Raw genomic sequence first — 9,318 nt, forward strand, 5'->3', positions numbered from 1 at the left:
CTGTCAATCTTGCCAACCGGCATATTTTTTCGCCCGATGACCGCGCCCCTCCGGCTCAGCGCATGAGCTTTTCGGTATCTCGCCCGTTGCCGCTGACCGACACGCCAGCGGTGGTGCTGGTCACGCCCGACGAGGCGCTGGAATTCGATGCTGCACGGTCTCTGTTTCGCGAATATGCAGCGGCACTCGGTATCGATCTTCGCTTCCAGAATTTTGATGAAGAGCTGGTCGCGCTTCCGGGGGACTATGCGGAGCCCCGGGGTGCGTTGTTGCTGGCTCTGGTCGACGTCAACCCATCACACCCGAGGCCGCAAACGCCGACTCTGCAGCGCGCAAATGGCATGCGCGCGCATGTGGCGGGGTGCTGCGCGCTGCGGCCGCTTGATTCGACCGATTACGCCAACGCGGCGGAGATGAAACGATTGTTCGTACGGCCAAGCTTTCGCGGACTGGGGCTAGGCCGACAGTTGGCCGAAGCGATGCTCGACGCCGCACGCAGTGCCGGCTACGGATGCGTGCTGCTCGACACGCTAGACGACATGGAGTCAGCGCGCGCGCTCTACGAAGAGCTCGGATTTGTCGAGGTGCCGCCCTATTATCACAATCCGATTTCGGGGGCTCACTACCTCAAAGCCGATCTTTATTGATCGAATTTGAGGTTTGGATCGGATGTCGAGCCGGCTGCCATGGCAGCGAAAGTGGCCGCTCGACTTGATCTTGGGTCAGCCGCGGGCTTGCGTCAACAGCGTGCCGGCATCACTTACCTCGAACTTGCCGGGCGCTTCGACGTTGAGCGTTGCGACTTTCCCGTCTTTGATGAGCGCCGAATAGCGATTGCTGCGCACGCCCATGCCACGGCCTGTGAGGTCGAGCGTCAGTCCTGTGGCCTTGGCAAAGTCGCCACTTCCGTCTGCCAGCATACGCACCTTCGTCCCCGTGTTCTGGTCACGCGCCCACGCACCCATCACGAATGCGTCGTTGACGCTCACGCACCAGATCTCATCGACACCGGCGGCCTTGAAGTCGGCGGCATGTGCGACGTAGCCCGGCACGTGCTTCGCCGAGCAGGTTGGGGTGAACGCACCCGGCAGCGCGAACAGCGCAATCGTCTTGCCAGCGGTGGCCTTGGCAACCTCGACTGGATTCGGTCCAATGCTGCAGCCCTCGCCCTCCACTTCGGAGAATTCCATCAGGGTGGTCGCGGGAAGGGTGTCACCGACTTTGATCATGCAAGCTACTCCAGAAAATGAAAACGGCCCACATTGTGGGCCGTTTCTGATTGCGCCGTAGCGCGTGCCATCGAAGTCGGGATCAGATTGCCGCGGCCTTCTCGACCAAGCGGGTCACCACCCAGTTCTTGGTCTTCGAAATCGGCCGGCTTTCGGTGATTTCGATGGTATCGCCCAGCTTGTACTGGCCCGTTTCGTCGTGCGCGTGGTACTTGCTGGTCTTGGCAACAATCTTGCCGTAGAGCTCGTGCTTCACGCGGCGCTCGACCAGCACCGTCACTGTCTTCTCACGCTTGTCGCTGACCACCTTGCCGATCAAGGTGCGCTTGAGGGATTTTTTAACTTCCGTCATGTTCACTCCTTACTTCGCGGCTGATGTTTCTTGCTGCTTTTGCGCAAGGATGGTTTTGGCACGCGCAATATCGCGACGTGTTACGCGCAGCGTCGACAAGTTCGTCAGCTGCTGTGTGGCTTTTTGCATGCGCAGACCGAAATGGGCCTTTTGCAAATCCTTGACTTCGGTCTTCAGGCCGGCGACATCCTTGTCGCGCAGCGTAGCGGCCTTCGACACCTTGACCGGCTTGGCCGCGGCGTCCTTCTTTTTACGTGTTGCCATCAGTGTTCTCCTCAGGCGCCGAGCTGGCGAGCGACGAAGGTCGTGCGCAGCGGTAGCTTGGCGGCGGCCAGGCGGAACGCTTCACGTGCGAGTTCTTCGGGAACACCGACGATCTCGTAGATCACCTTGCCGGGCTGAATTTCAGCGACGTAGTACTCGGGGTTGCCCTTACCGTTACCCATCCGCACTTCTGCTGGCTTGTGGGAGATCGGCTTGTCAGGGAACACACGAATCCAGATACGACCGCCGCGCTTCACATGACGTGAAATAGCGCGACGGGCGGCTTCGATCTGGCGGGCCGTCAGGCGGCCGCGGTCGATCGACTTCAGACCGAAATCACCGAACGAGACAGCGTTGCCGCGTGTCGCGATGCCGGTGTTGCGGCCCTTTTGTTCCTTGCGGAACTTTCTGCGTGCAGGTTGCAGCATGTTTTCTTACTCCGTGAGGACTGCCCCAGGCGCCTTCGCGTCCAGGAAAGACCGATTACTCGGTCTTGGCACCGTCAGCTGCTGCAGCTGGCGCGGCTTTGCGGACGCGCTTAACGGCGGGTTTCGAGTCTGCACCCGGTGCTGCAGGAGCACCACCGGTCGCTTCTGCGGGCTTGTCGCTGCCATCGGCCGGTGCGGTGTTACCACCGATCGGGCCGCGGGCACCGGCGCGTGGACCAGAGCTCGGGCCACGACGATCCGAACCTGGACGATCACCACCCGGGCGGCCATCGCGACGCGGACCACGCGGACGACGTTCGTCGTCCGGGCGCGGAGTCTCAACGGCCGGCAGGTCGTTGCGACCCAGCGTGTCGCCCTTGTAAACCCAGACCTTGACGCCAATGACGCCGTACGTGGTCTTGGCTTCCGAGGTGCCGTAGTCGATGTCGGCGCGCAAGGTATGAAGCGGCACGCGGCCTTCGCGGTACCACTCGCAACGTGCGATTTCGATGCCGTTGAGGCGACCAGACGACATGATCTTGATGCCCTGGGCACCGAGACGCATCGCGTTTTGCATTGCACGCTTCATGGCGCGGCGGAACATGATCCGCTTTTCCAGCTGTTGCGTGATGCTGTCGGCGATCAGCTTGGCATCGATTTCAGGCTTGCGCACTTCTTCGATGTTCACTGCCACTGGCACGCCGAGTTGACGGCTTAGCTCGCGCTTCAAGTTCTCGATGTCTTCGCCCTTCTTGCCGATCACCACGCCCGGACGAGCCGAGTAGATGGTGATGCGTGCATTCTTGGCGGGACGCTCGATCATCACGCGCGAGACGGATGCGTTCTTGAGCTTCTTCTTCAGGTACTCGCGCACCTTGATGTCTTCGGCCAGCATGCCGGCGAAATCTTTGTTGCTGGCGTACCAGCGGCTGGACCAGTTCCGGGTGACCGCAAGGCGGAAACCGGTGGGGTGAATCTTCTGTCCCATAGTTCTTCCAGGCCTTCTTAATTGCCAACCGTCACGTACACATGGCACGTGGGCTTGCTGATGCGGTTACCGCGACCCTTGGCCCGCGCCGTGAAGCGCTTGAGCGTGGCGCCCTGTTCAACGTAGATGGTTGTGATTCGCAACTCGTCAATGTCGGCACCGTCGTTGTGCTCGGCGTTGGCAATCGCCGACTCGAGCACTTTCTTGATGATCACAGCGGCCTTTTTCTGCGTGAATTGCAGAACGTTGAGCGCTTGATCAACCTTCTTGCCGCGGATCAGGTCAGCGACCAGACGGCCCTTGTCGACCGAGAGGCGGACGCCGCGGAGGACTGCACGTGTTTCAGACATGGTCGTTCCTTATTTCTTTTGGACTTTTTTGTCCGCGGGGTGCCCCTTGAACGTGCGGGTAAGCGCAAATTCTCCAAGCTTGTGACCGACCATCTGGTCAGTGATGTACACGGGCACGTGCTGCTTGCCGTTGTGCACGGCAATGGTCAGACCGATGAACTCGGGCAGAACCATCGAGCGACGCGACCAGGTCTTGATCGGCTTTTTGTCCTTGGTCGTCACCGCCTTGTCGGCCTTGGCCACCAGGTGATGGTCGACGAACGGACCTTTTTTGAGTGAGCGAGTCATTTGCTAACCCTTACTTCTTGCGACGCGACACGATGAAGACTTGCGTGCGCTTGTTGTTACGGGTGCGATAGCCCTTGGTCAGATTGCCCCATGGGTCGACTGGATGACGGCCTTCGCCTGTCTTACCTTCGCCACCACCGTGCGGATGGTCGACCGGGTTCATGACCACACCGCGAACGGTCGGACGGATACCCATGTGACGCTTCGCACCGGCCTTGCCGAGACGGCGCAGGCTGTGTTCTTCGTTGGCGACTTCACCGATGGTTGCGCGGCATTCGACGTGCACGCGGCGGACTTCGCCGGAGCGCATGCGCACCTGGGCGTAGACACCTTCACGTGCCAGCAGCGTTGCCGACGTACCAGCCGAACGCGCGATTTGCGCACCCTTGCCTGGCTGCAATTCGATGCAGTGGATCGTCGATCCGACCGGGATGTTACGAATCGGCAGCGTGTTACCAGCGCGGATCGGCGCTTCGGCACCGCTCAGCAAGGTCGCACCGGCTTCGAGACCGCGCGGGGCGATGATGTAACGGCGTTCGCCATCGGCGTAGCACACCAGCGCGATGTGGGCGGTGCGGTTCGGGTCGTACTCGATGCGCTCGACCTTGGCCGGGATGCCGTCCTTGTTGCGCACGAAGTCCACCACACGGTAGTGATGCTTGTGGCCACCACCCTTGTGACGGGTGGTGATGTGACCGTTGTTGTTCCGGCCGGCCTTCTGGAATTGCGGCTCGAGCAGCGCAGCGTGGGGGGCACCCTTGAACAGGTGATCCCGCGAAATCTTCACCGCGCCGCGTTGGCCCGGCGAAGTGGGTTTCATCTTGATGACGGCCATGATTAAGCGCCTTCCCCGACTAGGTTGAGCTCTTGCCCAGCCTTCAGTGTCACGTAAGCCTTGCGAATGTTGTCGCGACGACCCATCGACTTACCGAAGCGCTTGGCCTTACCCTTGGTGTTGAGCACCGACACACCCTGAACTTCGACCTTGAACATGAGTTCAACAGCGGCCTTGATTTCGGGCTTGGTGGCGTCCTGCAACACCTTGAAAGTGACTGCATTCGACTTCTCGCCGACCATCGTTGCCTTTTCAGACACGATCGGTGCGACCAGCACAGCCATAAGACGGCCTTCGGCGAACTGGCCTCGGAAGGCCGGCGTAGGATTCATGCGGCTCATGCGAACATCTCCTTGAGCTTTTCGACGGCGCCCTTGGTGACGAGCACCTTCTTGTAGTGCACCAACGACACCGGATCGGCGTAACGTGGCTCGACGACGAGCACGTTGACCAGGTTGCGCGATGCGAGATACAGGTTTTCGTCGACTTCTTCAGCGATCACCAGCACCGACTGAAGGTTCATCGCCTTGAAGCGCGCAGCCAGCGGCTGGGTCTTTGGCGAATCGACAGTGATCGAATCGATCACCGCCAGACGACCTTCACGCGCAAGCTGCGAGAAGATGGACGCCATCCCGGCGCGGTACATCTTCTTATTGATCTTTTGCGAGAAGTTTTCGTCGGGCATGTTCGGGAAGATCCGGCCGCCGCCGCGCCACAACGGCGAGGAGGTCATACCGGCGCGGGCGCGGCCCGTTCCCTTTTGCTTAAATGGCTTCTTGGTCGAATGCTTGACCTGCTCGCGGTCCTTCTGGGCGCGCGTGCCTTGGCGGGCATTAGCCTGGAATGCGACGACGATCTGGTGAACCAGGTCTTCGTTGTAGTCACGACCGAAAACGGTCTCAGGCGCGTCGAATTTCGAGGAGGCCTGGCCTTGTTCGTTCAGGAGTTCGAGTTGCATTACTTCGCTCCTTCAGCTTGCGGCTTGGTCTTGATGGCGTGACGAACGGTGACGAAGCCACCCTTCGAACCCGGAATCGCACCCCTGATAAGAAGCAGTTGGCGCGCTTCGTCGATGCGATAGACATCGAGATTTTGCGTCGTGCAGGTGACGTCGCCGAGGTGGCCCGTCATGCGCTTGCCTGGAAAAACACGACCCGGATCTTGCGCCATGCCGATGGAGCCCGGAACGTTGTGCGAGCGGCTGTTGCCGTGCGACGCACGTTGCGACTTCATGTTGTGACGCTTGATGGTGCCAGCAAAGCCCTTGCCGATGGACGTGCCCTGCACATCCACCTTTTGACCCACAGCGAACACGCTGCTGGCGGCAATGACGCCGCCCGCTTTGTGCTGACCGGCCGTATCGGCAGTTACACGGAATTCCTGGATGATTTCACCCGCTTCGACACCGGCCTTGGCCAAGTGCCCAGCCAGGGGCTTCGTCACGCGAGATGCCTTGCGGGAACCGAAAGTCACCTGAAGCGCGACGTATCCGTCGGTCTCTTCGGATTTGATCTGGGTCACACGGTTGTTGGACACATCCACCACCGTGACGGGAACTGCATCCCCGTCATCGGTGAAGAGACGCATCATCCCCACCTTGCGGCCCAGCAACCCGAGGGAGTTACTTAGACTCATTTTGTTTTCTCCAAAAATGGAAATCCTCTTTCGCCTCTGCCACTTCAATTGGCGACAGCGTTTGGCCTAATCTGGAAATCCAGACTCGACCCACGAAAGAAGGTTGATAAATCTCTGCAACGACGATGCATGCCGGAGACGGCGCGCAAAAATGCGACAGAGCCCTTGATTATAGCCCGCCGATGCTGTTAGTGCAATGTCACGCGACGCGACCGGCTACTTAGCGCACGGGTATCGAGATGATTTTTTCGCCGGCCGCTGACGGCTTGGCTTCACCCATGGCGTCGAGCTTTGGCTTTCCGCTGCCTGCTGCGATGGGGATCGATATTGCGCTGGTAGCGCCGTTTTGGGTTGTGAAGACGTTCAGGTAGAACAACCCGTCTGCCTCGGGCACGACCTGGATGTCGAGTTCACTGGAACCCATCGGCAAAGGCACCAATGCTTGCGACGCGAGCATTTTTAAGCCTGCATCGGACGTAAAGCGCACGTTCGCGGCGGCGTCAGTCACTGCACTGAAAGTCAGGCTCACCGTGGCCGAAAGTCCTGCGCTTGAAAGCGGAACGACCTTGTATCGAACAACCACCTTGGAACTGTTCGACTTCTGTACGGCTGTGACATACCCAGCGGAGGAAATCGGCTGCGCTGGAATTGCGATCAACCCGGTGAGCGCCGCAGCGCACGAAATTGAGGATGAAGCGGCCACGCAAGCGCCAAAGACTCGCGCAGCAAGGTGGTCAAGTCTGAAAAGGTTTGTCATGACGCGATCCTCAATTGGCCGAAACCGTGAAGCATGTCGACGACGCCTTGTTTTGATAGTCAGTGACTGCCAGCACGTACTCGCCGGGTGTGAGCGCAACGCTTGCACTTTCGGAACCTGGTGCGACGGCTTCGGCCTTCGCGACGACGCCGCTCGCGTTATAGACACGAAAGTCGGGATCGGTTGCGGGTCCGCCACCCGCCACGGAGATCTGGTACGCCTTAGCCACCAGCACGCTCAGACGCACATATGCGTAGTTACCGAGTTTGTTGTCGCCGACCTCCGAACCCAACGCGTTCGACACACAAACGTTCGGCAATGCCGCACCGGAAGTCAGCGTGCGATACATCGGGAGGGCTACGGCAGAACCGCCGCTGTTACTCTCAGTCGAGCCCCAGGCGTCGGAGTTCGGATCGATGGATTCGGACGTCAGCAGAGAAGCAATGCTGGCACTTGCCGAATTTGAAGCCGTCTTGAGTGCTGCGTTGAATGAATGAATGGAGGTCACCGCCGCGCTTGCTTTGAGCGGCCCGGTCATCGCCGCATGAATGGGCTTGAAACCCGCAACCTGATTGAGCGTCCAAAGCACGTACTGGATCGAGTCTTCGTTGAACCATCCCTTCGCCACGACAGCGCCGACTGCCAAATTAGCATTCAGACCGATGCTCTGTCCTGGGCCGGCAGAGTCGGTGTAGTTCGCGCGATTCAACGCAATGCCTGACCATGCATTGCCCCAGCCTTCAGAGAAGGCGACTCGCCGGTCGAGCAAGTCATTCGACCCATGCTCGCCGCCCGGTGAATCATCTCTGCTGAAAACCGACTGATAGTAATGACCCCATTCATGTGCAATCACCGACGCGTCGTACTCGTCTGTGTCGACGTCCGCCTTGCCGAGCACATAGATAGCCGCACCGGTAGTTGACGCTGTAAAAAACGTGGTGCCGATTTGCCCCAGCGCAGGGTTGCCCGAGGCAGGCAGGTTGTTCACGCTCCAAAGAACCTTCAGAGGCGGAAAAGCTGTCGATGGCGCGACCGACAGCACCTTTTGCTGCGTCATATATATCGTGTCCAAAATCGCAAAGGGAGCCGCCGCGCGCAACGTTCCGTACGATGTGCCGCTCCAGCCCGATGGTGCGTTGACATCTTTTTGCATGGCCGCGCCTGCGGCAACCACCAAGCCCGACTCCAGCGCGTACACGCCCTCGCCTTGGGTGTTGTCTCGCACAGTGACATCCCAAGACGACGCCCCGGTGTTCAGCAAGGCCGCACGCACGCGCACAAAGAACGTCGAGCCTTGCGCGACGGAAGCGGCGTAGTTGCCCGAAGCGTCTGTCGTGGTCGTAGCCAATACGGCTTGTGTTGTGCTCACTAATTGGACCGTCGCGCCTCGAACGGGCTTTTGAATCGTGGCGGCGTAAGCCAGCGATCCGGTGGTGTTGGGCACGGAGTCGAAAGTGACAAGCCCGTTGACCATCACGGCCGCTGTGACAGGCGCAGGGGCGGGCGGAGCTGCAGGGGTTTCCGGCGTAGATGCAACGGGAAGAAAGGCAAATCCGCCACCTCCGCCCCCGCCTCCTCCACCGCACGCGGAAACCAATACTGCAGCGGCAAACCACCCCGAGAGCAATAGACGTTTGACGTTGTTCATGGCCTTAACGAGAACGGCATCGCACGCCGGATCGGCGCCGTGCGAAGCATGCCACGGCTGATATCGAGAATGCAAAAAACCCGCCGACATCGCTGCCGGCGGGTTTTTATTTCAGCGTTGCCGTGATTTTATTGCAACTTGATTTCGACGTCGACGCCAGCCGGCAGGTCGAGCTTCATGAGCGCGTCAACCGTCTTGTCGGTCGGGTCGACGATGTCCATCAGACGCTGATGCGTGCGAATCTCGAACTGGTCGCGCGACGTCTTGTTGACGTGCGGCGAGCGCAGGATGTCGAAACGCTTCATGCGCGTCGGCAAAGGCACAGGGCCCTTGACGATGGCGCCTGTACGCTTCGCGGTATCGACAATCTCAGCGGCCGACTGGTCGATGAGTTTGTAATCGAACGCCTTCAGGCGAATGCGGATCTTTTGCTTGGTTGCCATGATGTGTGTCCTTAGCCGTATGAATTAAGCGAGGACCTTGGCCACGACGCCAGAGCCGACGGTCTTGCCACCTTCGCGGATGGCGAAGCGCAGGCCTTCTT

15 protein-coding genes and 1 pseudogene are annotated in these 9,318 nt (G+C 59.8%); 1 reads left to right on the forward strand and 15 read right to left on the reverse strand.

Annotated features, from left to right (window positions below; all coding sequences use genetic code 11):
* Positions 1-62 precede the first annotated feature (62 nt).
* Entirely contained in the window at positions 63-647 is a 585-nt protein-coding gene (locus tag QN413_RS22275) for a GNAT family N-acetyltransferase (RefSeq protein ID WP_323498785.1), read from the forward strand.
* A gap of 75 nt (positions 648-722) precedes the next feature.
* Here the strand turns inward: QN413_RS22275 and QN413_RS22280 are convergent, their stop codons facing one another.
* The 15 genes and pseudogenes from QN413_RS22280 to QN413_RS22350 form a co-directional block, all read right to left on the reverse strand.
* Entirely contained in the window at positions 723-1,229 is a 507-nt protein-coding gene (locus QN413_RS22280; RefSeq protein WP_323498786.1) for a peroxiredoxin, read from the reverse strand.
* An 82-nt stretch (positions 1,230-1,311) separates the two neighbouring features.
* Positions 1,312-1,581, reverse strand: coding sequence for a 30S ribosomal protein S17 (gene rpsQ / locus QN413_RS22285; RefSeq protein WP_187053983.1), 270 nt, complete (start codon positions 1,579-1,581; stop codon positions 1,312-1,314).
* 9 nt (positions 1,582-1,590) lie between these two features.
* Positions 1,591-1,800, reverse strand: a complete 210-nt coding sequence (gene rpmC / locus QN413_RS22290) for a 50S ribosomal protein L29 (RefSeq protein WP_187054836.1) — start codon at positions 1,798-1,800, stop codon at positions 1,591-1,593.
* 56 nt (positions 1,801-1,856) lie between these two features.
* A complete protein-coding gene (gene rplP, locus QN413_RS22295) occupies positions 1,857-2,273 on the reverse strand; it encodes a 50S ribosomal protein L16 (protein WP_028250943.1) in 417 nt (138 codons plus the stop codon).
* 55 nt (positions 2,274-2,328) lie between these two features.
* Positions 2,329-3,261 (reverse strand): 30S ribosomal protein S3, encoded by a 933-nt coding sequence (gene rpsC, locus QN413_RS22300; protein ID WP_323498787.1) that lies wholly within the window; start codon positions 3,259-3,261, stop codon positions 2,329-2,331.
* A gap of 17 nt (positions 3,262-3,278) precedes the next feature.
* Complete coding sequence (rplV, locus tag QN413_RS22305; protein WP_187053981.1) at positions 3,279-3,611, reverse strand: 50S ribosomal protein L22; 333 nt, start codon at positions 3,609-3,611, stop codon at positions 3,279-3,281.
* A gap of 9 nt (positions 3,612-3,620) precedes the next feature.
* Complete coding sequence (rpsS, locus tag QN413_RS22310; RefSeq protein ID WP_007838132.1) at positions 3,621-3,899, reverse strand: 30S ribosomal protein S19; 279 nt, start codon at positions 3,897-3,899, stop codon at positions 3,621-3,623.
* 10 nt (positions 3,900-3,909) lie between these two features.
* A complete protein-coding gene (gene rplB / locus QN413_RS22315; RefSeq protein ID WP_187053980.1) occupies positions 3,910-4,734 on the reverse strand; it encodes a 50S ribosomal protein L2 in 825 nt (274 codons plus the stop codon).
* Positions 4,735-4,736: 2 nt separating this feature from the next.
* The gene (rplW, locus tag QN413_RS22320) at positions 4,737-5,075 is read right to left on the reverse strand and encodes a 50S ribosomal protein L23 (RefSeq protein WP_187053979.1); all 339 of its coding nucleotides are present in this window, start codon (positions 5,073-5,075) and stop codon (positions 4,737-4,739) included.
* A complete protein-coding gene (rplD, locus tag QN413_RS22325) occupies positions 5,072-5,692 on the reverse strand; it encodes a 50S ribosomal protein L4 (RefSeq protein ID WP_187053978.1) in 621 nt (206 codons plus the stop codon). Before rplD ends, rplW begins: the two co-directional genes overlap by 4 nt.
* Entirely contained in the window at positions 5,692-6,369 is a 678-nt protein-coding gene (gene rplC / locus QN413_RS22330) for a 50S ribosomal protein L3 (RefSeq protein WP_187054835.1), read from the reverse strand. The genes rplD and rplC overlap by 1 nt, the downstream gene beginning before the upstream one ends.
* Positions 6,370-6,589: 220 nt before the next feature.
* Positions 6,590-6,877 (reverse strand): hypothetical protein, encoded by a 288-nt coding sequence (locus tag QN413_RS22335; protein WP_323498788.1) that lies wholly within the window; start codon positions 6,875-6,877, stop codon positions 6,590-6,592.
* 259 nt (positions 6,878-7,136) lie between these two features.
* Entirely contained in the window at positions 7,137-8,774 is a 1,638-nt protein-coding gene (locus QN413_RS22340; RefSeq protein ID WP_323498789.1) for a hypothetical protein, read from the reverse strand.
* 128 nt (positions 8,775-8,902) lie between these two features.
* Positions 8,903-9,217 (reverse strand): 30S ribosomal protein S10, encoded by a 315-nt coding sequence (gene rpsJ, locus QN413_RS22345; protein WP_028250951.1) that lies wholly within the window; start codon positions 9,215-9,217, stop codon positions 8,903-8,905.
* A 24-nt stretch (positions 9,218-9,241) separates the two neighbouring features.
* A pseudogene (locus QN413_RS22350) lies at positions 9,242-9,318 on the reverse strand (elongation factor Tu); the annotation flags it as partial.

This window comes from Variovorax sp. LG9.2 (genome assembly GCF_035018885.1).
Classification (GTDB): Bacteria; Pseudomonadota; Gammaproteobacteria; order Burkholderiales; family Burkholderiaceae_C; genus Variovorax.

What these genes read in the sequence shown, in the direction of transcription:
- rpsQ (WP_187053983.1), bottom strand. Translation starts at nt 1,581, where the DNA reads ATGACGGAAGTTAAAAAATCCCTCAAGCGCACCTTGATCGGCAAGGTG.
- rpsJ (WP_028250951.1), bottom strand. Translation starts at nt 9,217, where the DNA reads ATGGCAACCAAGCAAAAGATCCGCATTCGCCTGAAGGCGTTCGATTAC.
- rpsC (WP_323498787.1), bottom strand. Translation starts at nt 3,261, where the DNA reads ATGGGACAGAAGATTCACCCCACCGGTTTCCGCCTTGCGGTCACCCGG.
- QN413_RS22340 (WP_323498789.1), bottom strand. Translation starts at nt 8,774, where the DNA reads ATGAACAACGTCAAACGTCTATTGCTCTCGGGGTGGTTTGCCGCTGCA.
- rplB (WP_187053980.1), bottom strand. Translation starts at nt 4,734, where the DNA reads ATGGCCGTCATCAAGATGAAACCCACTTCGCCGGGCCAACGCGGCGCG.
- rplD (WP_187053978.1), bottom strand. Translation starts at nt 5,692, where the DNA reads ATGCAACTCGAACTCCTGAACGAACAAGGCCAGGCCTCCTCGAAATTC.
- rplC (WP_187054835.1), bottom strand. Translation starts at nt 6,369, where the DNA reads ATGAGTCTAAGTAACTCCCTCGGGTTGCTGGGCCGCAAGGTGGGGATG.
- rplW (WP_187053979.1), bottom strand. Translation starts at nt 5,075, where the DNA reads ATGAGCCGCATGAATCCTACGCCGGCCTTCCGAGGCCAGTTCGCCGAA.
- rpsS (WP_007838132.1), bottom strand. Translation starts at nt 3,899, where the DNA reads ATGACTCGCTCACTCAAAAAAGGTCCGTTCGTCGACCATCACCTGGTG.
- QN413_RS22280 (WP_323498786.1), bottom strand. Translation starts at nt 1,229, where the DNA reads ATGATCAAAGTCGGTGACACCCTTCCCGCGACCACCCTGATGGAATTC.
- rplV (WP_187053981.1), bottom strand. Translation starts at nt 3,611, where the DNA reads ATGTCTGAAACACGTGCAGTCCTCCGCGGCGTCCGCCTCTCGGTCGAC.
- QN413_RS22275 (WP_323498785.1), top strand. Translation starts at nt 63, where the DNA reads ATGAGCTTTTCGGTATCTCGCCCGTTGCCGCTGACCGACACGCCAGCG.
- rplP (WP_028250943.1), bottom strand. Translation starts at nt 2,273, where the DNA reads ATGCTGCAACCTGCACGCAGAAAGTTCCGCAAGGAACAAAAGGGCCGC.